The organism is Arthrobacter sp. StoSoilB5 (genome assembly GCF_019977235.1).
In the GTDB taxonomy this organism is placed as follows: Bacteria; Actinomycetota; Actinomycetes; order Actinomycetales; family Micrococcaceae; genus Arthrobacter.
Map to the genome: position 1 here is coordinate 1584129 of NZ_AP024646.1, position 23777 is coordinate 1607905.

Consider the following 23777-nt stretch of genomic DNA (forward strand, 5'->3'; position numbering starts at 1 on the left):
CAAGCAGGGGGAAATCATGGCAAAAGCGACTAACACCGGAGTCCGGCCCACCATTCGCATGGTGGCCGAACTCGCAGGTGTTTCCACGGCCACGGTTTCCTACGTGTTGTCCGGCCGTCGGGGGGATGCGGGACCAGGAGTTTCGGACCCGACGGCGGAAAAGGTCAAGGCAGCTGCCGAGCGGCTTGGCTACCGCCCCAACCAGGCCGCGCGGGCTATCCGGACGGGGCGAACCAACACCGTGATCCTGTCCTTGACCATGCTTTCGGATCCGTGGTCACTGTCCGTCATTGATGCGGTGCAACGGGCCGCCGCTCCGTACGGGATTACCCCGATGATCCTTGGCGACGCCGATTGGGTGAAGGTCCTCGGCACACATAACGCCGATGCCGTGTTCGTGGATGCAGTCCGCCCCGAGCAGCGGGGCGCCCTTCGGAAGCTCGCGGAGCATGGGACCACGTTGGTGGTCTTTGATGAGGAGCTTGGAGCGGAGAATTTCGACGTTATCCGTTCCATCGCAGGTCCAGGCTGCCGCATGGCCGTGGAGCATCTGCTCCACGGCCACCGGCAGATCGCTTGCCTGACTCCGGCAACGGCTGCCGGCACCTCTGGCGGAACCCGCTACCGGGCCTACTCAGAGGTCTTAACGGAAGCAGGCATTCCGGAAAACGAGGATTTTGTGGGGCTCTTCGATGGCACGTCCGCCGGTGCCTACGCTGCTGCGACCCGGCTGCTCAGCCTGCCGGACCGGCCCACGGCCATCTACGCCACCACGGACTTCGCGGCTGTCGCGGCCATTAATGCAGCCCAGCGGCTTGGGCTGGGCGTGGGCGTGGACGTGGACGTCATCGGTGTGGGCAACACCGTGGAGGGGGAGCGTATGTCGCCTTCACTCAGCACCGTCGGTCCAGTGGATTTTTTTGACAAGCTTGCCCGGCTTCTCCTGCAGAGGGCCACGGCACCTGTTACCTCGGAGGCCTCCCGCGAGCCTGCGGTCCTGGACTTCCCGTGGCACCTGTTCGTGCGCGAATCGGCGCCACACCGCAGCGCCGCAACCAGACTTTACTAAGAATCAACAGAAGGAAATTGCACCCCATGGAAAAGGATTTGAAGGTCGGCATTGTGGGTTTCGGCCTGCGCTCGGGGTTGTGGAGACACGCCCATAAGCCGGGCCAGGGCTCAGAGGTCACGATTGTCTGCGATCTGAGCGAACGCGGACGCGCGGATGCCGCGGAACGCATTCCGTCGGCCCGCGTCACGGACGACCTCGAGGAACTGCTGGCCAGCGGCCTCGACGCCGTACTGGTGCTGACCCCCGATAACCAGCACGCCGCCGTCGCACTCCGGACGCTCAAGGCGGGCATCCCGACGTTCTGCGAGAAGCCGCTTGACGTCACGCTGGAGGCCGCGGACCTCATCCTGAAGACGGCGTTCGAAACCGGGACGCGCTTGTATGTAGGCCACAACATGCGGCACATGCCGGTTGTAGTACAGATGCGCCAAATCATCGAGGAAGGCCGGATCGGCGAGGTCAAAGCCATTTGGTGCCGCCACTTCGTGGGCCACGGCGGCGACTACTACTTCAAGGACTGGCACGCGCAGCGCGCCAACGTCACCTCGCTGTTGCTCCAGAAGGGTGCCCACGATATCGACGTCATCCACTGGCTGGCGGGCGGCTACACCAAGCGCGTTGCCGCCGTCGGTGATCTTGCGGTCTATGGCGGCGTCACCAACCGCAGCAACAACGATGGCAAGCGCATGGGCGACTGGTTCTCCGTGGACAACTGGCCGCCGACGGAGCAGAAGGACCTGGCGGAAGTGATCGACGTCGAGGATATTTCCATGATGAACATGGTCCTGGACAACGGTGTGCTGGCCTCGTACCAGCAATGCCACTTCACGCCGGACTATTGGCGGAACTACACCATCATCGGCACCAAGGGCAGGATCGAGAACTTCGGTGATGGGCCGGGTGAGACCATCAACGTGTGGACCAGCCGTAGCTCGGGCTTCGCAGCTCCGGACGAAGTCATCGAGATCCAGGATGGCGAGGGCGGACACGGAGGCGCCGATCCGCGCCTGATTGAGGAGTTCCTGCGCTTCGCAGCCCATGGCGGCCAGACCCAAACCAGCCCCATCGCCGCACGCCAGGCCGTGGTGGCCGGCATCCTCGCCGCGGAATCGCTGCGCGGCGACGGATCCGCACGGGAGGTCCCCGAGCTTCCGGCCGAACTCGTGGAGTACTTCGACGCCGGACAGCCCGCACTGGTCCGCGACTAGCTAGCGGGGGCTGGATAGCTCGATAAGCTCGGTCATGACGGTTTGAAGTGACTCGCAGACCGTCATGACCGATTTCCGTTTAAGCGATTCCGGCCGGGCCAGGATGTCGATCTTTCGCACGGAATTCACGCCGGCCAGCGGACGCAGCACCACCCCGGCGTCCAGCACACGCCGAGCCGTGAATCGCGGCAGCAGCCCGATCGCGCCGCCAGCCGAGACGAGCGCAGCCACAGTGGAGTAGTCGTTGATCCGGTGAAGTACCTCAGCTGGCCTGCCGCTCACGGCAACGACGGCGGCCAGGACGTCCGCGGGGGAGTAGCCATCACGGCTGGTCACCCATGGTTCATCCACTACGTCGGATGGCTCCAGTTCGCGCCGGGACGCCAGCGGGTGACCCGCAGGCAAGGCAATGTCCAAGGGCTCGTCGGCCAGGGGAATCACCGCCACTTTGTCCTCCGGCCAGGGCGGGCTGTTGTCCATCCTGTGCGCCAGGACGAGATCGTAGCGTGCAGCCAACCCCGGGAAATCCTCCTGGGCCACGTCCTCATCCGAGAGACGCAGCCTGGGTGACTTACCGTCGTCGGACGCCCCTCCGGTTGCCAGGAGAGCTGCCAATGGCGCGAACAGCGCCTGCCCGGCACTGTGGAAGGCGCTCACGCTCACCGGCGAGTCGGGAGCGTCGTGATACGCACCGATCGCCGCCCGCGCGTCAGCCATGGCATTAACGACGGCGGCACCTGCCTCGGCGAGGACGCGGCCGGCGTCGGTCAGCACCAGCGCGCGTCCCTCCTTGCGAGTCAGCGGAACGTCAACCGATTTCTGGAGCAGGGCGAGCTGTTGGGAAACGGCCGACGGCGTGACCATGAGGGTCTCCGCAACTGCTTTGACGCTGCCGAGGTCGCCGAGTTCCCTGAGCATCTGCAGCTGATGAATTTCCATTAGTAAATGCTAAATCGTTGATTGAGGAAAAACTAGTTGTGCTAAATCGTTGGCGGGGCTCTAATGGAGTCAGCAGCAGCGAAGCAGCCCCAGCCAGTGAGGAATTCCATGAAGGCTCTCTACAAATCCGGCCCGCAAGCAGGGTTCGAACTCGTCGACCGTCCCGAGCCCGAAGCCGGCCCCAGCGACGTCAAGATCCGCGTCATGACCACTGGCATCTGCGGCACGGACCTCCATATCCAGAGCTGGGATTCCTGGGCCCAAAGCATCATCGAAACACCCCTCATCCCGGGCCACGAGTTCTACGGCGAAGTGGTGGAAATCGGCGAGGACGTCCGCGACGTCAAGGTGGGGGATCGCGTCTCCGGTGAAGGCCACGTGGTCTGCGGGATTTGCCGTAACTGCCGTGCGGGACGCCGCCAGATGTGCATCCACACCGTCTCCGTTGGTGTTCAGCGCGATGGCGCCTTTGCAGAGTATGTGGTCATTCCGGAGACGAACGTCTGGGTCCACCACGACGAATCCGTCACACCGGAACTCGGCGCTATCTTCGATCCGTTCGGCAACGCGGTTCACACGGCGCTCAGTTTCCCGCTGGTCGGTGAGGACGTGCTGATCACCGGCGCAGGACCGATCGGGCTTATGGCTATTGCCGTCGCCCGCCACGCAGGCGCCCGCAAGATCGCCATCACCGACGTCTCCGCTCCGCGGTTGGAACTGGCCCGCCAGATGGGCGTGGATCTCGCCGTCGACGTTTCCAAGATGCGTGTCCGCGAGGCTCAGCAGGAACTGGGCATGCGCGAAGGCTTCGACATTGGCCTGGAAATGTCCGGGCACCCCACGGCCCTGCCTGAGATGATCGACAACATGAACCACGGCGGCCGCATCGCCATGCTGGGCCTTCCCAGCCAGTCCATCGACATCGACTGGGGCAAGGTGGTCACCCACATGCTGACCCTCAAGGGCATCTACGGACGCGAGATGTTTGAGACGTGGTACGCCATGAGCGCCATGCTCTCGTCCAACCCCGCGCTGCACCGCAACATCTCCGCCGTCGTCACAGACAAGCTGTCCGCAACTGACTGGGAAAAGGGCTTCGAGATCGCACGCGCCGGCACCGGCGGCAAAGTAGTCCTCGACTGGACTGAACTGTAGAAACTGGACTGAACTGCCACCGGATCCCCAGAAAACTTAGGAGCACCCCATGTACTCAGCCATCAAAGACCAACTCCAAGGCGAACTCGACGAGATCCGCCGCGCCGGACTCTTCAAGACCGAACGGCACATCGATTCCCCCCAGGCAAGCCACATCGCCGCAGGCCAGCTCGGGCAGCCAGCCAGCACCGTCCTGAACTTCTGCGCCAACAACTACCTGGGCCTGGCCGACCACCCGGACATCATCGCCGCGGCCAAATCCGCCATGGACGAGCGTGGCTTCGGCATGGCTTCGGTACGGTTCATTTGCGGCACCCAGGACCTCCACTTGGAGCTTGAATCCCGCGTTTCGAAGTTCCTCGGCACCGAGGACACCATCCTGTTCTCCAGCTGCTTCGACGCCAACGGTGGCGTGTTCGAGTCCCTGTTCGGCCCCGAAGACGCCATCATCTCGGACTCCCTCAACCACGCCTCCATCATCGACGGCATCCGCCTCAGCAAGGCCAAGCGCTTCCGCTACGCAAACCAGGACATGGCCGATCTCGAAGCCAAGCTCGTTGAGGCCGAGGGTTCGCGCCGCAAAATCATCGTCACCGACGGCGTGTTCTCCATGGATGGCTACCTTGCGCCCCTTGAAGCCATTTGCGACCTCGCCGAAAAGCACGACGCCCTGGTGATGGTGGACGACTCCCACGCCGTCGGATTCATGGGCCCCACCGGTGCTGGTACTCCGGAGCACGCAGGCGTTTCGGACCGCGTGGACATCTACACAGGCACCTTCGGCAAAGCCTTGGGCGGTGCCTCGGGCGGCTACGTTTCCGGCCGCGGCGAAATCGTTGCCATGCTGCGCCAGAAGGCGCGCCCCTACCTGTTCTCCAACTCCCTCGCCCCGGCCATTGTTGCCGCCACCATCAAGGCGATCGAACTGGTCCAGGAGTCCGGTGAACTCCGGACCCGCCTGTTCGAGAACGCCGCACTGTTCCGCCGCCGCATGAGCGAGGAAGGCTTCGAACTGCTCGACGGCGAACACGCCATCATTCCCGTCATGTTCGGGGATGCCGTGGTAGCCGCAAAGGTGGCCGACGAGATGCTGGGCAACGGCGTTTTCGTCACGGCCTTCAGCTACCCCGTGGTGCCCAAGGGCGCAGCCCGGATCCGGGTCCAGCTCTCGGCCGCACACAGCGCGGACGACGTCGAAGCTTGCGTTCAGGCGTTCGTCAAGAGTCGCGCCGCGATCGCCTAAGCACAAACCCTCCTCACGTCCAACCGCTTTTGACCGGATCCTCCCTCACATCCAACCGCTTTTGACCGGATCCTCTCTCACTTTCCTGACGAAAGGGAGAGAGGATCCGGTTTTTGGTGGTGGTGATGTGAGAGAGGATCCGGTTTTGGTGGTGGTGATATGAGAGAGGATCCGGTTTTGGGGGTGGTGATGTGAGAGAGGATCCGGCTGTCCCTGGCCCTTACCGTCTGAAAGGATGGAGCCATGGCTTCGAACTATGACGTGGTAATCGTTGGCGGCGGCATCGCAGGGCTGTCCTTGGCCGCGGCTCTCGCGGGGAAGTGCACCGTGGCACTGGTGGAGGCCGAGCAATCCTTGGCCTTCCACACTTCATCGAGGTCGGCCCGTCAGCTGATCCCCAGCTACGGTCCGCCAGTGGTGCAGGAGCTGACTCTCCGGACGCTCGAGATGATGAAGGAGCGCGACACCGAACTCCCGGAGCCTGTCCTGACTCCCCGTGGCTTCATGCTTGTGGGCGACGAGGAAACGGTGCGCGCTGAGGCCAGTGGCAACATGCACACCATCACGCATGCCGAGGCACTCCGGCTGTGCCCGGTGCTCAAGCCGGACTCGTTCACGGCTGCAGGATTGGACAACGGTTCTTATGGCTGCAATGCGCCGTTATTGCTGGAAGACCACCGGAAGAGGGCCGAAGCCGCAGGGGTGGACATCATCACCGGCGCCCGGGTTCACTCGGCACAGCGGCTCGGAAGCGGCTGGCAGGTGGGGGCCGGCACCGAAGGGTTCCAGTCCGGCGTCGTGGTTAACGCGGCAGGTGCGTGGGCTGACGAATTGGCCGTCATCAGCGGTGTGGAGAAGCTGGGACTGCAGCCGTTCCGCCGGACTGCGGCGATCGTCAACGTGGATACTCCGCTGACTCCGGAGACGCCGATGGTCGCTGCTGCCGATGACACGTTCTACTTCCGCGCCGAGGGCAACCAGGTGCTGATCTCGCCGTCGGAGACCGTACCGAGTGGTGCCGAGGACGCTAAACCGTATGCCGGTGATGTGGACAAGCTGATCGGCAAGCTCAACTCGGTAACGACCCTGGGCATCCGCTCAGTAGACCGTGCCTGGACAGGGTTGCGGACCGAGGCCGCCGACGGAGTTCCGGTGGTCGGTTTCGACGCTGAAGCGCCCGGATTCTTCTGGCTGGCGGGTCAGGGCGGCTACGGTTTCCAGACGTCATCTGCCATCGCGGAGCTGGCTGCCGCGCTCATCCTGGGGACCGGCAGTCCCGACAGTCCGGAATCCCGGACAGCGGAACAGCTCGCAGCCGTTCGCTGGTCCATCCGCCGCTGAACAATAGGTTCATGAGCGGAATCAGCAGTCCAGGACAAAAAAGCACACTGATCGCCAACATCGGCGAACTCATGACCCAGGACCTGGAGCATCGTGTCCTGAAGGATGCCGCGATCGTGTTCGAAGGCGAGCGCATTTCCTGGATTGGGTCCAGCAAAGACGCCCCGGCGGCTGATACCACCATCGATGCCGAGGGCCGTGCCGTCCTGCCCGGTTGGGTCGATTCGCACTCCCACCTGGTCTTCGCCGGCGACCGCACCGCCGAGTTTGAGGCCCGCATGGCCGGGCAGAACTACAGCGCCGGGGGGATTGCCGTCACCACGGGAGCCACGCGCAGCGTCAGCGACGACCAGCTCGCCCGCCTGGTGCAGGACCGGGTGGAGGAAGCTGTCTCGCAGGGCACCACCTACCTCGAAAGCAAGACCGGTTATGGCCTGGACGTGGACAACGAAGCCCGCAGCGCCCGCATCGCCGCGGCACTGGTGGACGAAGTCACCTACCTCGGCGCCCACTTGGTCCCGGCAGGTTCGGACCCGGAGGAATATACGGACCTGGTCTGCGGTCCCATGCTCGACGCCGTTCTGCCGTATGTCCGCTGGGCGGACGTGTTCTGCGAGCGCGGCGCGTTCACGGAGGACCAGTCGCGGCGGGTCCTGAAGGCTGCGCGCGACGCCGGTCTGGGACTTCGTGTGCACGGCAACCAGTTGGGGGAGGGGCCGGGAGTGGCGCTGGCCGTGGAGTTCGGGGCGGCAAGCGTTGACCATGTGAACTACCTTTCGGACAGCGACATCCAGGCACTCGCGGGGACGTGGACCGGCTGGGACGCCGCTACGGGTTCCGGCACGCGTGGAACGGTGGCTACGTGCCTGCCCGCTTGTGATCTGTCCACGCGTCAGCCGTTGGCGCCCGGCCGTGCGTTGATCGACGCCGGTGTGCAGGTCGCTTTGGCCGCCAACTGCAATCCGGGGACCTCTTATACGAGTTCCATTGCTTTTTGCGTCACCACTGCCGTGCTGCAGATGCACCTCAGCGTCCACGAAGCCGTCCGGGCGGCGACGTACGGCGGCGCGTTGGCGTTGGGCCGGGAGTCGGGGAACGACGTCGACGGCGAACGAGCGGTGGGTTCGCTCGCCGTCGGACATCGCGCGGACCTTCATATGCTGAAGGCGCCGTCGGCCACGCACTTGGCGTACCGTCCGGGCATTCCGCTGACTCATTCGGTGTGGCGGGCAGGCGTTCGCGCCGTCTAGGAGCAGGTGAACTTCGCGTCGGCCCAGTCGGCGTGGTCGTTGCCGTTGGAGTCGCCGGCGTCGTTGGCCACGAGGTCCACGTATTGTGCACCGGTGACGTCAACAGTGAGTGGCAGGGGTGCGCTGCTGGCACCCAACACCGGAGTGGTCACACGCGTGGTGCCGTCCGTGACCACTGAGAACTTCACACTGCCACGGGTCGCTTGCGCGTCGTCGATGCCCACGGTCGCGGTGAACGCCGTGCAGTACCCGCCCAGGTAGTAGCGGATGGTGCTGTTGGCGTGGGCTCCCAGGCCCTTCGCGTAGACGGTGCCGTTCAGTGTGATGGGCTTGCCGTCGCCGGAGCCCTGCTCACCGTTGGATTGGTCCCTTTCCACCGGGCCCCAACCGTTGCTTGCGCTGACCCATGGGTGGTCGCTCGCGAAGACGGTGGCTTGCGGAGGCTTGGGCAGGGTGCGGACGGTGGCCGTGGTGCTGATGGTGCGGCTGCCTGCTGGCTCGTTGCTTGAAGAAGTAGTGGTGTACCGGGCAGTCGCCTTGATGGCGTAGTCTCCGTCTGCGCTGGCCGGTGCGGTGATCTTCCAGGTGGTGGCCAAGCGGCCACCTTCCGGCAGCGTTGCTGCTGTGGCGGGCGTGGATGGTGTGGCCGTCCAGCCTTCCGGCAGTTCGAGTTCAACGGCAAGTGCGTTGATGGTGGCAGGCTCGTCGGAGACGAATGTGGTGACGAAGTCCTGTGCCTTGCCCTGCTGGATCACGTCGCCCTGCAGGGCGGCGCTGAGCTGGGCGCAGGCGGGGACGGCTTCAGAAGCGCCGAGGTCTTCCACCAGGAGGTTGTCCAGGGTGAAGTCCGAGCCGTTGGAGCTACCGGTGCGCTGCAGGCCGACGAAGTAGTCGCCGCAGAAGCCGGTATCGAGGATCTGCTCGAAGCGGCTGGTGGAGGTTTTCGCGTCGATCGCCTTGCTGCCTGTTACTGCCGGGCCGGCCTGCGAGTCGTAGCCGGAAACCCAGGCGTACTGACCTGCCTTGGAGTTCTGGTAGTCGAAGGAGACCTTGTACTTGTGGCCTGCCTTGAAGGGAACTGTTGCCTCGGTGGTGCGGTACACCAGGCCCGGTCCGCCGTTGGGTGCCCGGTTCTCGTCATGGGCGATCAGCGACCAGTTGCCGTCCAGCACTTCGTCGATCACATTGGTGTGCCAGCCCTTTTGGGTGAATGGTTCGCGGCGTTCGGTGATGTGCGTGCGTGGGTCCGTGGAGCCGCCCGCATTTCCCTTCACGAACGGTCCCCAGCCTTGGTCGACGTTTTCGAAGTCTTCGCTGAGCACGCCGGTGGTGGCCACGCGGGCGGTTTTCACCGACCGGAAGTCGTCGACGCGGACTGTGGCGTCGCCGTCGTTCGTTGTGATGCTGACAGTGGCCTTCGTGTCGTCGGCCGGTACGTCCACCAGGACCCGGACACGCTGGAAGGCTGTGCCGTGCTTTTCATCGCCCGCCACGTAGTTCTCGGCGTTGGACGAATCGATGGTGGCGGTTTCGGTCTTGCCGTTGATCTCCACGGACAGCGTGGTGGGCCGTTTCTTGCCGGGCTGGATTTCCAGCCACGCGCCCACCGAATGCGTTCCGGCGTCGAGCTTTACTTCCTGGCTGATCGACGACGGCGAGGCGCCCATCTCGGCGAAGCGGCGGCCCTTGTCGTCGCGGACTTGGGTGACGGTTCCCGTCGGGGTCCACGGTGCCAGGTCCGGGCCGTTGAAGCCGGGGTCGGTGAAAGCGGTGCCTTCGCCGAACTTGGCACTGGCGGGCAGGGCGGCCTTGTTGTTGGCAGGGGCAAGAACGTAGGGCTGCTTCGCGTCTGCGGTGACCGTGACCTGGCCATTGACTACGGGAACGTCGGCCACCTTGACCCGTCCGTTGTCCGTGAGCTTGAACAGCTCGAGTGAGCCGGCTGTCGCGAATTCCTGGGTGAGGGTCCAGATGCTGGAGCCTCCTGCGGGGTTGTAGTGGTAGAGCTTGTCTGCCTTGCCGTTCTCCTTGGATGACCACGGGAGCAGGTACGTTCCGCCTTGGAGCACCGATGTCCCGCCCACTGTGATGTTGCGCTCGGGGGCAGTGTTTCCGGTGACGGCCACGCCATCGGCGAGGTCGATTCGTTCAGGGGTCCACTTGGTGATCTGGTGGTGCTGCAGGAATTTCGCCGGCAGGTTCGCTGTCCAGACGTTCTCGCTGAAGGCATTGAAGTCGTTCTGGCCGGTCCAGCCTTCAAACTCCACAATGTGGCTCACACCGAGTTTGGGGTCTGGATTCCAGACGTCTGATTCTGTGTTGTTGATGAAGCGCAGGATCTGGGAGTTAATGCCCTTGTTGGTGGAACCCCCGTATTTTTCGTCGTTGGCCCAGTGGGACCACGTGTTGTTCCGGGATAGGTGGTCTGCCCATTCGGAGCCAACCCGGAAGCCATTCTTGACCAGTTCCTGCTGCAGGCGTTCCGCGAGCCAGCCGAACTCGTAATAGACGTCAACGTAGACGAAGTCCAGGTTCTTGTCCGTTGCTTCGCGGAGTTCCTTGATGCGCTGCGCGAGCTTCCCGGAGTTGATGTCCTGGCGTTGGTTGATGTAGTAGGACTGGTCCAGCCAGTTCCAACCAAGGCCCTTGTCCGCCCGCAACAGGTCTTCGCTGAAGGACTTGGCCTCGGGATAGATTTCTGTCGCGTTGATGTGGACGCCGAAGCTGGCGTTCCAGTCCTTGCCCTCCTTGACGAGTTTGTTCAGGTCTTCGAGCCCGCCGGCGCGGGTGTTGAAGTTGTTGCCGTAATCGGTGTTCGCGGAGTCGTGTCCTTCGCTGGTGTAGCCCTTGAGCATGGCCACCTGGCCCAGTCCGTCGGTTGCCAGGGCGATGCGTTTGACGTCGTCCAAGGTGCGCAGGAACGGGTGGGTTGCTTGCGATGCGAAGTTGAACGGGATGTGCGTGATGACGTTGTCCGGCGTCTGTTCGCCTTTGTTGGGGCTGACCTGGATGGACCTCATGGCGATGGCGGCGTCCTGCCAGTCCACACCGCCATCGGCGTTGGCATCAGCGGTGATAGCGACTCGTGTCCACGGGAGTTCCTCGGTGGTTTGCGAGCCGTCGGCGCGGTAAAGCCACTGGTCGCTTGCTACCCCCATCGAGACGCCGCCAGCACCATCGCTGACTGCCTGGCGCCAGAAGCGGCCACGGTCCTTGGAGCCCGGGCCGGAGGAAGTGTCATAGAGGGCATTGGATTCCAGTGCGGCGCCCAGGGAGGCAGTGTTGGCCAGTGCGTAGGCCGAGCTCTTGGCTGTGGCATCGAGCGGCGTGGTGGCAGTAATCGGCGTGAACTGGTCGCCGGTGACGCTTCTGTCCACGGAGAGATTGGCGGTGGAGACCTGCGCCCCGGGCTGGGTGGAGGCCACGGACACCAGGTTCAGCCGGGGGAGCTGGAGTGTCTTGACCCGGAAACCCTCAGAGTCCTTGATCTCTGTGACGTTGAAGGAGACAACGTTCTTCTTGACGGACAGCCGGGCTTTGAGGACGGTGCTGCCGAATGCGGGGACGGTCAGGACGTAGTCCATGGTGCTGTCGTCTGTTTTCGTGGACGTAGCCGTGACGTCGTATTCCACAGCGTTGATGGTGACGGTGGAGAGCAGGGCCGTGGTGCCGTCGATCCGGGCGTTCGTGGCCCGGTCCGAATAGCTGAGGACCTGCGGGAACGTGGTGGACACCGCAACACTGAGTTGTCCAGAGGTGAGGGTCGCGGTCCCGGCGGGTGCCACGGTTTCCCCTGATTCTCTGGAAACCACGGCAACGGCCGGTTGGATGGCCAGTAAACCTAATGAGGATGAGGCGACCACGCAGGCCAGGCTCAACGAGGCCAAGCGCCTTGCGACTGGGGGATGCGGGGATGACAAGCCGGGCATAATGCTCCTTCTTGATTATTCCGGGTGAATAATAATCATGTTCTTGCGGACCCGTCTAAGACTGCTGCATGGAACAGAAGTTGACAAGACTTCACGGGATATTTACTAAATCGCACAACTTGACACAGATACTCGGTCAAATGACGGAAGTGAAAGCCTGGGGGCGCAACGGGCGGATCCACTCCAGTAGATGATCCTTGTGAGATCGAAACTGATCGTTTAGTGTTTCTATAGATCAGAAAACGTCATTGGCTGAGCAGGAGCGAAACACACGATGAGCGAGAACACACTGGGCGCCTTCATGGAGGAAGAGCTGGTTTCACAGCCCGAGGTCTGGCAGCGTGCCATCGAGCAGGCCGGTGCCGAGACGTTGCTTCCCGCTGACGGTAAGCGCATTGCCGTCATTGGCTGCGGCACTTCCTGGTTCATGGCACAGAGCTACGCAGCCGCCCGCGAATCCGCGGGCAAAGGCGTGACGGATGCCTTTGCGGCGTCGGAGGCGTTCCTGAACAGCAACAGTGCGGATCGCCAGTACGACGCCGTTGTGGCTATCACGCGGTCCGGCACCACCACCGAGGTGCTGGAGATCCTGGCCGAGCTGAAGGGCATCGTCCCCACCGTTGCGATCATTGGCGATACGTCGTCGCCAATCGTGGACCTGGCCGACGCCGTGATCGGTCTCCCATACGCAGATGAACGTTCCGTCGTGCAGACCCGCTTCGCAACTACGGCCTTGGTGTACTTACTCTCCAGCCTTGGGATTGGCCTCAAGCAGGCTATCGAAGACGCCAAGGACGCAGTGACGGGCCCCGTTGCGCAGGAACTCCTGGACGCCGAACAGTTCACGTTCCTTGGGACCGGCTGGACTGTAGGCCTGGCGCACGAGGCTGGCTTGAAGATGCGCGAAGCCGTCCAAGGGTGGACCGAATCCTACCCCGCGATGGAATACCGGCACGGTCCGATCTCCATCGCGGCGCCCGGACGCGTGACCTGGTTGTTCGGCGCGCAGCCTGAAGGCCTGGACAAGGATATGGCCGCCACGGGGGCGCTGTACATCCACACGGACAAGCACCCTCTTGCTGAACTGGCACGCGTCCACAAGGTGACCTTGGAACGTGCCCGTGTCCGCGGCCTCAATCCGGACTTGCCCCGGAACCTGACGCGTTCCGTCATTCTCGACGCCTCCGCCTAGGCGCCCATCATGGTTCTCGGAGCCGCTGAAGCTGCAGTGTTGGCCTTCGACGTGGGTGGTACCGACATCAAAGCAGGGCTGGTGGATCCCGCCGGCAACGTGCTGGGCATGCGCCGCGTCCCCACGCCCTTGGACGCAGCACGCCCTGCCGAGGCAATTCTTGATCGCCTCGCAGGGTTGGCTGAAGAACTTGGCGTCGAGTTCCCGGACATCCCCGCCAAAGCAGCGGGCGTCATCGTCCCCGGCATCGTGGATTCCGTGGAAGGAGTCGGGATCTACTCGGCGAACCTCGGGTGGCGAAATTTCCCGTTCACCGCTGAAGCAGAGAAGAGGCTCGGCCTTCCCGTGGCCTTCGATCACGATGTCCGCTCCGCCGCGGCAGTGGAACACGCTTTTGGTGGATCCAAGGAATTCGACGACGTCGTGGTCATGGTGGTGGGCACTGGTATTGCCGCTGCGGTCTTCTCAGGGGGTGTGGCCGTCACCGCTGGTGGTTTCGCTGGTGAGCTCGGCCATGCCCAGGTACCGGACCCCGACGCCGGCCCGAATAGCACCGGAATGACCATTCTCGAAGCCGTGGGTTCAGCAGGCGCCATTGCCAAGCGCTACTGCGCGCACTCCCGGACTACGGTGGACGGCGCCCGCGATGTCCTGCTGCGGGCCCAATCCGGAGATGCCGTTGCTGCGCGCGTTTGGGCGGACGCCGTGGACGCCCTTGCCTTCACCATATGCCAGTGCGTAAACATCATCGGCACTGAAGCGGTGGTGATTGGGGGAGGCCTGGCTGAAGCAGGCGAGAACCTCCTCGAACCACTCCGCACACGGGTTGACCAGATCCTGGACTTCCAACGACGTCCACGCCTTATCCAAGCCCAGCTTGGCCAGGACGCCGGGCTCCTCGGCGCGGCACTAAACGCCCGGGCGCTCTTGGATGGTGCGCGATGACCGGCCCCGCCGCAGCCCGCATTGTCACGGTGACGCCCAACCCGGCCATCGACATGACGTACACCGTCCAAGGAATCACCGGGGGCGCCAGCCATCGGGTCCCCACGCCCATCAGCCGCGCCGGTGGCAAGGGACTCAATGTAGCCCGCGTGGTTCATCAGCTCGGCCACCCCGTGCTTGCCATTGCGCCTACGGGCGGCGCCGCGGGACAAACCCTGGCTGCAGAACTTTGGACGAGCGGCGTGCCGCACACCTTGGTGGCCGTCGCCGCCGAGACCCGCCGCAGCATCGCGCTCGTCGACACCGTTGCCGGCGAAACATCCATCTTCAACGAGGAAGGCCAAGCCCTCCTGCCGGACGATTGGCGCTCGCTGTCTGCCGCCGTCGTCAAGGCAGTAAGCGGCGGTGACGGAGAAGCTCCCGCCGCTGTGCTGGTGGGTTCGGGCAGCCTGCCGCCAGGTGCGCCCGCCGACTTCTACCCGTCTCTGGTACGCCTGGCGCACGACGCCGGGATCCCCGCCATCATCGACACTTCCGGCCCGGGCATCATCGCCGCGGCACAAGCCGGTGCCGACGTCCTCAAGCCCAATCACCATGAGCTGGCGGAAGCCACCGGGGAGGTCGGCCTCGAAGCCGCTGCGCTCTCGCTGATCAACATGGGCGCACGCACGGTCCTTGTGAGCGCCGGTGCTGACGGAATGCTCGCCTTCGACCACGCAGCACCCGGTGGGTACTGGAGTGCCCGCCTCCCCGAGCCGCTGAGCGGCAACCCCACAGGGGCGGGCGACGCCGGAGTGGCGGCTGCCGCCGTCGCCCTCGCCAAAGGCATCACCGAGCCTCGCGAAATTCTTCGCAAGGCCACCGCCTGGTCCGCGGCCGCGGTGCTCATGCCCGCCGCTGGCGAGATCTCGCCGAGGTACCAGGAACTTGAAGAACAACTGATCGTGACATGGAAGGAGACCCGATGACCCTTGTCAGTACGCGGGAATTGATGGACAAGGCTGTGGCCAACGGCACCGGCCAGGGCGCGTTCAACGTTATTCATGTGGAAACGGCCGAGGGGCTGGTGGCTGGTGCCGAGACAGCCGGAGTTCCCCTGATCCTCCAGATTTCCGAAAACTGCGCCAAATACCACGGCGGACTTGAGCCGATCGCCTCGGCTGCCCTGGTGATCGCCCGCGACGCATCAGTGCCGGTTGCGGTTCATTTGGACCATGCTGAATCCGAAGACCTCGCTGTCGCGGCCGTGGACCTGGGCTTTGGCTCCGTCATGTTCGACGGCGCACATCTGCCCTATGAATGGAATGTCGAAGTAACCCAGCGCGTGGCCCGCTACGCCCACCAACGCGGCGTCTATGTCGAGGCCGAGCTCGGCAAAGTAGGAGGCAAGGACGGCGCCCATGCACCCGGTGTCCGCACCGATCCGGCAGAGGCCCTTGCGTTCGTCGAAGCAACCGGCGTGGATGCGCTCGCCGTGGCAGTGGGCTCCTCACACGCCATGACCGAACGCAGTGCAGCCTTGGACCTGCACTTGATCACGCGGCTGAAGGCGGCGGTCGGAAAGCCGCTGGTCCTGCACGGCTCTTCAGGCGTCACAGATGAGATGCTCGTAGCCGCGATCGGCGCAGGTATGACTAAGATCAACGTATCCACACATTTGAACGGGTTCTTTACCCGCGCCGTCCGTGAGTACCTCGATGCCAACCCTGCAGTGGTGGATTCCCGGAAGTACATCAAGGCCGGCCGGGACGCACTGGTGCTGGAATCCGCACGATTGCTGACGCTGTTCGCGAAAGCGAAATAGCAATACTCCGCGAAAGGCTTGTCATGACCCGCACCGATCGGCTGACCGCCATCCTTGACCTCCTGGCCGAATCCGGCCATGTGGAAGTCGAGGACATCGTGACGCGGCTTGGCGTGTCGCCAGCTACGGCGCGACGGGATCTGGACAGTCTTGCCAAGCAGCGACTCCTGAGCCGGACGCGCGGCGGCGCCACCACGGGCTCCGTGTCCTACGACCTCCCGGGACGCTATAACCGTGACGACCACGCCGCGGCCAAGCAGGAAATTGCCCAGGCGGCCTCCGCGCTGATCCGGCCCGGAGCCGTGATCGGCCTCAGTGGTGGAACCACCAACACTGCACTTGCGCAGCTCCTGTCCACGCGCGAGGACCTCAACGCGCCGTCCAACAGACCCACTCTCACGGTGGTGACCAATGCCATCAACATTGCCTCTCAACTGGCCGTCCGTCCCAACATCAAGATCATGGTCACCGGGGGCATCCTGAACCCGCGCTCCTATGAACTCGTTGGGCCCTACACAGACGTGATCATGCAGAAGGTTGCCTTGGACATCGCGTTCATTGGCGTTAACGGCGTGGATCCGGAACTCGGTCCCACCATCACCGACGAGGGCGAAGCCATGGTGAACACCGTGATGGCCCGCCGCGCCACCGAGTCCTATGTTGTGGCGGATTCCTCCAAGGTGGGACGCCGCTCCTTTGCCGCCATGGCGGGCTACGACTTCAGGCACCTGATCACGGACTCGGGCATCAGCGCCGAGGACAAAGCCGCGTTCGAAGCCAAGGGTACGGAAGTCATCGTCGCCCCTGCCAGCTAGGCAATGCCGCTAGAAACGCATTCTTGGCGCGTGGAGCACTGAATCGTCAACGTCCCTGGGCACCCACTGGCTGAACGGTGAATCCAGGCTGTACTGGCCGTCGTCGGTCCTTACCAGCGTGCGGAGCTCGGCGTTGTCGGGGTTGTTGAGCGACTCGAAATATTCGACAGTCCAGTGGAACCAGCGCATGCAGAACAACCGCATGGTTAGTCCGTGGGTGACCATGAGGGTATTAGGTGCGTACGTCGGTTTTTCCCAGTGCCGGTAGAGAGTCTCCATGAACGAGGACACGCGGTCGTAGACGTCCGAGCCTGACTCGCCCTCACGGAACCTGTAGAAGAAGTGGCCGTAAAGGTTGCGGAGTTCTTTCTGGTCCTCGATCTCCCCGGCGATCTGGAAGTTGGCCCAGTCCTGCTCCCGGAGCCTGGGTTCTTCGATCACGCGCTCGATCAGCGGGCCCAGGTCCATCGCCTCAAGGGTTTGGTAGGCCCGCAAATAGGGGGACACGTAAACGCGGACCTGCTCGCCGTCGAGTTTCCGCCGGAGGGCCTCGCCTGCTATCCGTGCCTGTTCTATTCCGAGTCCGGTCAGCGGGATGCGGTAGTCCGGCACGCGGTTGTAGATTGACGTGTCGGCGTTCGCGGCGGACTGGCCGTGCCGGATCATGAAGATTCTCCCTGGCGCACTCATCCCACCAAGCATAGGGTCCTGCCCACCAGTGGCACGGGAAGGTGTCCAGTTCACGGCAAAGTGGCAGGAACTGCAGGCAAGATAGGTACATGCTCCTTGCTTCCCGCCGCCGCCTGCGCGCCGAAGTGCTCATCGTGCTGGGCCTGTCCCTGGGCCAATCAGCCGTGTACTCCGTGGTGCAGCTCCTGGACAAGATGACGCGCGCGCCGCTGTCCGAGGCAACCTCCACGCTGAACAGGTCCCAAAGCACCCGCGAGTACTTCGACCTCACGTATCAGCTGCTGGACATCATCTTCGCCTTGGTGCCGGTGGTCCTGGTGTTCTATTTCCTGTCCTCGCACTCACAGGGTGGCAGGGAAGGCGGAAGTGGCTCAGGCTTCACCCGGTTGGGATTCAACTTTGCACGTCCGGGTAAGGACGCTCTGCAGGGATTGGGGCTCGCCGCCGCGATCGGCATCCCGTCACTTGGCTTGTACGCCGCAGGCAGGGCCCTGGGAATCACCACCGCGATTGTGCCCAGCGGCCTTGAGGCTTACTGGTGGACTGTACCTGTGCTGATTCTCTCCGCGATCCGCCACGGGGTGGTGGAGGAAGTGATCGTGGTGGGCTATCTCTTGGACCGTTTCGGAAAATTTGGCTGGAGTACCCCGTTGGCCATCGTCGTCAGCGCGGCCCTTCGTGGCAGTTACCACTTGTACCAAGGCTTCGGACCCTTCATAGGCAACTTCGCCATGGGCCTGGTGTTTGCCTGGATCTACACCAAGACCAAGCGGGTCATGCCTTTGGTCATTGCGCATGCGTTGCTGGACATCGTCGCGTTTGTGGGATTCAGCCTGTTCGGGAAGGCAGTGGGGCTCGGCTAACCAATGCCAGTCCTGTTGGCATTAAAAATATTCGGCCGCCATCGGTGGGTGACGTCGTTGGCACCCGCTGATGGCGGCCGAAGCTTGACCGGACACGATGGACCGGGGAGGGGACCAGGCCCCAAGGGAAGGTGCGCCTCAGATGGTGACGGCGCCGGAGGCGGTTTCGAAAGTGACGGACATGATGCCGGGCGTGCCGTGCGGTGCCATCCACTGGACAGCGACGTCCTCGAGCGGCTTCTCAACGGGTTCGCCCAGCCATTCGGTAACGCGTTCCGCCGAGCCCGCGATGGTGAGGCTGGACATCTTGACGTCACTCTCATAGACCCTGGACGGGTGCAGTGAGGGGTCGCCCTCCCACTTGAGCAGGTACGGCACCTGGGGATCGGCGATCAAGCCGAGAATGCCGATCTGCCGCCACACGAGTTCGCGGCCATCCGGGAACTTGCGGTTGCCCGGAACCGCGGAGCGGCCGAGGCGGTCTTCGAAGGGGGCTAGGTCGTCAACGGCGACGCACCAGCCCATCCAACCGCCGCCAGCTGCTGAGCGCGCGCGGACCGCCTGGCCAAAGGGTGCCTTGTCGGAAGCGGGGTGGTCCAGGACCTCCACGACTTCCAGGTATTTGTTATCCGCCAAGGGAATGATCATGTTCCGGGTACCGAAGCGCGGGTGCACTCCGCCCCGGACTGCGTCCACTCCCAGAGCTGCGGAAATTCGTTCGGTAGTGGCCAAAAGGCCATCTCGTTCACAAGCGTAAGAGACGTGATCCATGCGCATGGCTTCATCTTGGCACTTTGTGATCGGGGTCTCAGCTAAGGGAAGCCTAACTATCATGGGACCTCAGCTGTGTGCCGCCGGAATGCGTCACGGTGGGTCGCCTGAAGACCGAAAAATACTGCCTTCGTCACAAAGCTGTCCAAGGCCCCGGACGCTTCCTAGACTGGCCCCAGCCAACGCCTCCAGCGATCCACGGCAAACCCGCGCGCCACTAAAAGGAGAATTCAATGTCCCAAGGATGGTCTTTCGAAACCCGCCAGATCCACGCAGGGCAGGAACCCGACTCTGCCACGGGAGCGCGGTCGCTTCCGATCTACCAGACCACTTCCTTCGTGTTCCCCAGCGCAGAGAGCGCGGCAAACCGGTTTGCGCTGGCTGAGCTTGCCCCCATCTACACCCGCATCGGCAACCCGACGCAGGATGCCGTGGAGCAGCGCATCGCCAGCCTGGAAGGCGGACTGGGCGCATTGCTCCTCAGCTCAGGACAGGCCGCGGAAACGTTCGCCATTCTCAACATTGCCGAGGCCGGCGATCACATCGTCGCCAGCCCCAGCCTGTACGGCGGAACCTACAACCTGTTGGCCCACACGCTAAAGAAGTTCGGCATCTCCGTCACGTTCGTGGAGGACCCGGACAATCTGGACCAGTGGCGGGAAGCTGTGCAGCCCAACACCAAGCTGTTCTTCGGTGAGGTAGTTTCCAACCCGCGCCAGGACGTGCTGGACATCGAGGGCATTTCACGCACCGCGCATGAGGCCGGTGTGCCGCTGATCGTGGACAACACGCTCTCAACCCCATACCTCATTCGTCCCATCGAATGGGGTGCGGACATCGTGGTGCACTCGGCCACCAAGTATCTTGGCGGCCACGGTGCGGCGATCGCCGGCGTGATCGTGGACTCCGGAAACTTCGACTTCGGAAAGGACCCGGAGCGCTTCCCCGGATTCAATACCCCGGACCCCAGCTACAACGGACTCGTTTACGCCCGGGACCTGGGCAAGGACGGCGCGCTCAGAGCCAACCTCTCCTACATACTCAAGGCCCGTGTGCAGTTGCTGCGCGATCTGGGTTCGGCGGTTTCCCCCTTCAACGCCTTCCTCATTGCCCAGGGCCTGGAAACCCTGAGCCTGCGCGTTGAGCGCCATGTCTCCAACGCCACCAGGGTTGCCGAATGGCTTGAGTCGAGGGACGACGTCGAATCGGTCGCCTTCGCGGGGCTGCCCTCCAGCCCCTGGTACGACCGCGGCCGGAAGTATGGCCCCAGGGGCACCGGTGCCGTGGTGGCGTTCACTATCAAGGGCGGTGTCGAGGCCGGCAAGCGCTTCGTCGACGGCCTGGAGCTGCACTCCCATGTTGCCAACATTGGTGACGTCCGCTCGCTGGTCATCCATCCGGCGTCGACCACCCATAGCCAGCTCACAGTGGAACAGCAGGTGGCCGCCGGTGTTAATCCAGGCTTGGTCCGGTTGTCCGTGGGAATTGAGCATGTAGACGACATCATCGCTGACCTGGAGGCCGGGTTCCGGGCTGCCAAAGGCGCTTAAGCGCACTGGGAGGAGTGGCCGCCCGCCGCAGTCGAAAATTCGCCGGGCGGCCCTTCGCCGTGCGTGTTCCTGAAGCAAACGACCCCAAACCGTCACACAGCTGTCACATTCTTCGCCAAAACACCCGTATTTTTCCTAGACTCTACGTATTAGGTCATGAGTGCCAGTGACAGCCCCGGCTTGCTGGCCGGCAACCCTCCTCCGCGGTGGGGTGCCCCGGGTGAAGACCTGGCCTGTCGCACGCAAGGCGACGGGCAAGCGCGAGGTTAGGTGTCAAAGGAATGACCATTACTGCTACAGCACTCCCCAAATCGGGCGAAGAAGATGGGACGGTCAAGTACGCCGGCGTAGGTCCGCTGGAACTTGAAGCCGGCGGTTTCCTCCCCGATGTTGTGTTGGCCTACGAAACCTGGGGGCAGCTGAACGCTGATGCGTCCAACGCTGTCCTCGTTCAGCACGCACTGACGGGAAGCACGCATGTGGCCCGCGGCGCAACGGATGAGGAAGGCTGGTGGGAGCAGCTTGTCGGTCCCGGTGCGACGATCGACACCAACCGGTTCTTCGTTATCTCCATCAACATTGTGGGCGGCTGTTACGGCAGCACTGGCCCGTCGTCCGAGGCGCCGGACGGGCGGCCTTGGGGATCCCGCTTCCCCCTGGTCACTTTGCGCGACAGTACGGCAGCCGAAGCGCGCCTGGCCGATGCATTGGGCATCAAAGCATGGCACGCCGTCCTGGGCGGTTCCATGGGCGGCGCCCGCGCACTTGAATGGGCTGTGACCTATCCTGAGCGCGTTCAGCGGTGCGCAGTTATTTCTGTCGGCGCCTACAGCACAGCCGAGCAAATCGCTTTCGCCCAGTCGCAGACCCTGGCTATCCGCCAGGACCCCAACTTCAACAATGGCGACTACTACGGTGGACCGGCTCCCGAGGCGGGCCTCGCCCTGGCCCGCCGGATAGCCCACATCACCTACCGTTCCGCGCTGGAGCTTGATTTCCGCTTCGGGCGGGAAGCGCAACACCAGGAGACGCCGCTGGCCGCTGCGGTGCTGGGGGAACGCGGCCGCTACCAGGTGGAAAGCTACCTCGACCACCAAGGCACCAAGCTCGTGCGCCGGTTCGACGCCAACAGCTACATCGCCATCACTGAGGCACTCATGTCCCATGACATCAGCCGGGGCCGTGGCACCTTGAAGGACGCCTTGGCAAGCACCACTGCCGAGTTCTTCGTGGCAGCCGTCGACTCGGACCGCCTCTACTTCCCGGCCCAGTCATTGGAGCTGGCGCAAAATCTGCCAGGCAATGTTCCCGTCCACGTCATCGAGGCTCCCATCGGCCACGATGGCTTCCTGACCGAAATCGGCCAACTGTCAGAGCAACTGCGCGAGGCCTTCTTCGCCTAAGCCGGCTCAGCCATTCATGATTTCGCCGCGCTGCTTCATGTAATCCTCCATGGCAATTTCGCCGTTGCTGAACTTGAGGTCCAGTTCGGCCAACTTGCGTGCGCGGAAGCCTTGGTGCCCGGAACCGCTGTTGCTGGGGAACGTAGTTGAAGAAACGTTCGACGGCGGTCCCGCCGGCGGTGCCGCATCCGCCGGGCGGATGTGGGTGGGCTCGGGAGAATAGCCGGGGTAGTTTTGCGGCTGGTAATTCTGCTGCTGTTGGTAGCCCGGCGGAGGAAACCCCTGTGGCGGGTAGCCCGGACGGGAGAAGTTGCGGTCCTGGAGCCGCCGCGCCCGGGACTTGTTGTATATGCGGATCCCCAAGGGAATCAGCCACGAGCAGACGATGATCCAGAAGATCAGATTGTTCACGGTGCAGGCCTCCTAGGTCTTAACCCAGCTTAGTCCCGCAGATTCACACCAACTTTGCCTCCATGCCCAGGAACTTTCCGTAGCGCTCCACTTCTGCCTCCAAAGCATGGTGTTCGGCTGTTGTGGCCGGCCGGTTCATTCTGACGTCGATTTCGCAGATCCCACCGCTGAAGGCGTGCCGCCACCATCCGGCCAACCTGCCATCCAGCAACACCACGTGAATGGGAGCATCGCCCTCCGGGAAGTAGGGCGCCTTTCCGCCGAGGTAGTGCCGCGACTCCGAATAGCCCATCACGTACTCGTCGTAGCACTGGATGAGATCGACCCGGGGAAGTCTTGGCCCGGCGTCGGCTGGTGGGGGAGACGCTGCAAGCACATCGATGTCTTCGGCCGGCAGGTAGAAGTCCAGGCCGTCAATTGCCACGGTGGCCAGGGCGCCAGGAGCCCACTCTCCAGCCGCCTGCACGCCAAGCCGCACATCCTTCATGGTCAGTCCGGACCACGCGGCGCAATCCTTGACTGTGGCAGGTCCCCGGCTGCTGAAGTATCGCAGCGCCAACTGGCCCAAGGCCCACTCGCGGTCATCGCCCGTCAAGGAAGTGTCGCCAGGTGTGGGCACACGTTCCTGGAAGAGGGCGTAGGTCTGCTTCAGCGCGCCGCCAGCGGAGCGGACCGGAGCGCCGCTCACCAAAATTTTGCTGATCTCCGCGTGCATCAGGTGGTAAATGAAGCCAAGGCCTTTGCTGGGAAGCCCCGCCTGTTCCAGCACGTCGGCTAGTTCTTCGCGGGTTTTGTGGGCGCCACCGGCCACAGCTTCTGCAAGGATCCGCCCACTGACGGCGGTAGTGGCCTCATCAACTCCCGTCTGCCTGTACATGCCCTTGTTTCCTTGATGCAGGCGATCGGCAGACAAACCCATCAACCAGCCGAGGTCCTCACGATGCACAAAATGCCACGTCGGCCGCAGGATGTGCGTCCGCAGGATCCTGCCGTCAGCCACAGCCTCCTCTACTTGCCCGGCAGTGCTGCCGTTCGTTCTCTGGGCAAGAGTCCATCGGGCATAGGGAAATTCCTGCGATTGCACGGCGAGGAGGTTGCGCAGCACGTCATCGACGCTCCCGCCGAAAGGAGCCCGCAACTGCTGACGGCGCAGGCGCAGGCGGACAATGTCTTTAGGCTGCATTGAACACTCCTGG

At 63.5% G+C, this 23777-nt stretch carries 20 protein-coding genes and 1 riboswitch; of the genes, 14 read left to right on the top strand and 6 right to left on the bottom strand.

Translation table 11 applies throughout. From position 1 onward, the window contains the following. Positions 1 to 16: 16 nt before the first annotated feature. Entirely contained in the window at positions 17 to 1069 is a 1053-nt protein-coding gene (locus tag LDN75_RS07175) for a LacI family DNA-binding transcriptional regulator (protein ID WP_223936454.1), read from the top strand. 26 nt (positions 1070 to 1095) lie between these two features. Then, complete coding sequence (locus LDN75_RS07180; RefSeq protein WP_223936455.1) at positions 1096 to 2280, top strand: Gfo/Idh/MocA family oxidoreductase; 1185 nt, start codon at positions 1096 to 1098, stop codon at positions 2278 to 2280. On the opposite strand, the gene LDN75_RS07185 is transcribed toward LDN75_RS07180, so the two are convergent. Further along, the gene (locus tag LDN75_RS07185; protein WP_223936456.1) at positions 2281 to 3219 is read right to left on the bottom strand and encodes a LysR family transcriptional regulator; all 939 of its coding nucleotides are present in this window, start codon (positions 3217 to 3219) and stop codon (positions 2281 to 2283) included. It abuts the gene before it with no gap. Positions 3220 to 3327: 108 nt separating this feature from the next. Here LDN75_RS07185 and tdh point away from each other — a divergent pair, with 108 nt between their 5' ends. From tdh to hutI, 4 genes are all read left to right on the top strand, one after another. Further along, the gene (tdh, locus tag LDN75_RS07190) at positions 3328 to 4374 is read left to right on the top strand and encodes an L-threonine 3-dehydrogenase (protein ID WP_223936457.1); all 1047 of its coding nucleotides are present in this window, start codon (positions 3328 to 3330) and stop codon (positions 4372 to 4374) included. Between the two features lie 49 nt (positions 4375 to 4423). Then, positions 4424 to 5617: a glycine C-acetyltransferase gene (locus LDN75_RS07195; RefSeq protein ID WP_223936458.1), complete on the top strand. Its 1194-nt coding sequence runs from the start codon at positions 4424 to 4426 to the stop codon at positions 5615 to 5617. 243 nt (positions 5618 to 5860) lie between these two features. Beyond that, positions 5861 to 6958 carry an FAD-dependent oxidoreductase gene (locus LDN75_RS07200; RefSeq protein WP_223936459.1) on the top strand — a complete coding sequence of 366 codons (1098 nt, stop codon included), beginning with the start codon at positions 5861 to 5863 and terminating at the stop codon, positions 6956 to 6958. An 11-nt stretch (positions 6959 to 6969) separates the two neighbouring features. Continuing rightward, complete coding sequence (gene hutI / locus LDN75_RS07205) at positions 6970 to 8208, top strand: imidazolonepropionase (RefSeq protein WP_223936460.1); 1239 nt, start codon at positions 6970 to 6972, stop codon at positions 8206 to 8208. On the opposite strand, the gene LDN75_RS07210 is transcribed toward hutI, so the two are convergent. After that, positions 8205 to 11993, bottom strand: coding sequence for an endo-alpha-N-acetylgalactosaminidase family protein (locus tag LDN75_RS07210; RefSeq protein ID WP_223936461.1), 3789 nt, complete (start codon positions 11991 to 11993; stop codon positions 8205 to 8207). The genes hutI and LDN75_RS07210 overlap by 4 nt on opposite strands. Positions 11994 to 12411: 418 nt before the next feature. Here LDN75_RS07210 and LDN75_RS07215 point away from each other — a divergent pair, with 418 nt between their 5' ends. The 5 genes from LDN75_RS07215 to LDN75_RS07235 are packed head-to-tail and all read left to right on the top strand — an operon-like array spanning position 12412 to position 16893. Beyond that, the gene (locus LDN75_RS07215) at positions 12412 to 13329 is read left to right on the top strand and encodes an SIS domain-containing protein (RefSeq protein WP_223936462.1); all 918 of its coding nucleotides are present in this window, start codon (positions 12412 to 12414) and stop codon (positions 13327 to 13329) included. A 9-nt stretch (positions 13330 to 13338) separates the two neighbouring features. After that, positions 13339 to 14274, top strand: coding sequence for an ROK family protein (locus LDN75_RS07220; protein WP_223936463.1), 936 nt, complete (start codon positions 13339 to 13341; stop codon positions 14272 to 14274). Beyond that, positions 14271 to 15242 carry a hexose kinase gene (locus tag LDN75_RS07225; RefSeq protein WP_223936464.1) on the top strand — a complete coding sequence of 324 codons (972 nt, stop codon included), beginning with the start codon at positions 14271 to 14273 and terminating at the stop codon, positions 15240 to 15242. Before LDN75_RS07220 ends, LDN75_RS07225 begins: the two co-directional genes overlap by 4 nt. After that, the gene (locus LDN75_RS07230; RefSeq protein ID WP_223936465.1) at positions 15239 to 16078 is read left to right on the top strand and encodes a class II fructose-bisphosphate aldolase; all 840 of its coding nucleotides are present in this window, start codon (positions 15239 to 15241) and stop codon (positions 16076 to 16078) included. The genes LDN75_RS07225 and LDN75_RS07230 overlap by 4 nt, the downstream gene beginning before the upstream one ends. A gap of 23 nt (positions 16079 to 16101) precedes the next feature. After that, entirely contained in the window at positions 16102 to 16893 is a 792-nt protein-coding gene (locus tag LDN75_RS07235; RefSeq protein ID WP_223936466.1) for a DeoR/GlpR family DNA-binding transcription regulator, read from the top strand. Between the two features lie 9 nt (positions 16894 to 16902). On the opposite strand, the gene LDN75_RS07240 is transcribed toward LDN75_RS07235, so the two are convergent. Further along, entirely contained in the window at positions 16903 to 17559 is a 657-nt protein-coding gene (locus tag LDN75_RS07240) for a histidine phosphatase family protein (RefSeq protein WP_223936467.1), read from the bottom strand. 113 nt (positions 17560 to 17672) lie between these two features. Here LDN75_RS07240 and LDN75_RS07245 point away from each other — a divergent pair, with 113 nt between their 5' ends. Then, entirely contained in the window at positions 17673 to 18446 is a 774-nt protein-coding gene (locus LDN75_RS07245) for a CPBP family intramembrane glutamic endopeptidase (protein ID WP_223936468.1), read from the top strand. 138 nt (positions 18447 to 18584) lie between these two features. On the opposite strand, the gene LDN75_RS07250 is transcribed toward LDN75_RS07245, so the two are convergent. After that, positions 18585 to 19223, bottom strand: a complete 639-nt coding sequence (locus tag LDN75_RS07250) for a VOC family protein (protein ID WP_223936469.1) — start codon at positions 19221 to 19223, stop codon at positions 18585 to 18587. A gap of 227 nt (positions 19224 to 19450) precedes the next feature. Here LDN75_RS07250 and LDN75_RS07255 point away from each other — a divergent pair, with 227 nt between their 5' ends. Together LDN75_RS07255 and LDN75_RS07260 are read left to right on the top strand one after the other, a co-directional pair. Next, positions 19451 to 20767 carry a bifunctional o-acetylhomoserine/o-acetylserine sulfhydrylase gene (locus LDN75_RS07255; RefSeq protein WP_223936470.1) on the top strand — a complete coding sequence of 439 codons (1317 nt, stop codon included), beginning with the start codon at positions 19451 to 19453 and terminating at the stop codon, positions 20765 to 20767. A 152-nt stretch (positions 20768 to 20919) separates the two neighbouring features. Continuing rightward, positions 20920 to 21034: riboswitch (SAM riboswitch) on the top strand. A 14-nt stretch (positions 21035 to 21048) separates the two neighbouring features. Further along, entirely contained in the window at positions 21049 to 22170 is a 1122-nt protein-coding gene (locus LDN75_RS07260) for a homoserine O-acetyltransferase (protein ID WP_223936471.1), read from the top strand. 6 nt (positions 22171 to 22176) lie between these two features. On the opposite strand, the gene LDN75_RS07265 is transcribed toward LDN75_RS07260, so the two are convergent. After that, positions 22177 to 22581, bottom strand: a complete 405-nt coding sequence (locus LDN75_RS07265; RefSeq protein WP_223936472.1) for a hypothetical protein — start codon at positions 22579 to 22581, stop codon at positions 22177 to 22179. Positions 22582 to 22624: 43 nt separating this feature from the next. Continuing rightward, entirely contained in the window at positions 22625 to 23764 is a 1140-nt protein-coding gene (locus LDN75_RS07270) for a winged helix DNA-binding domain-containing protein (protein ID WP_223936473.1), read from the bottom strand. Positions 23765 to 23777: the final 13 nt, after the last annotated feature.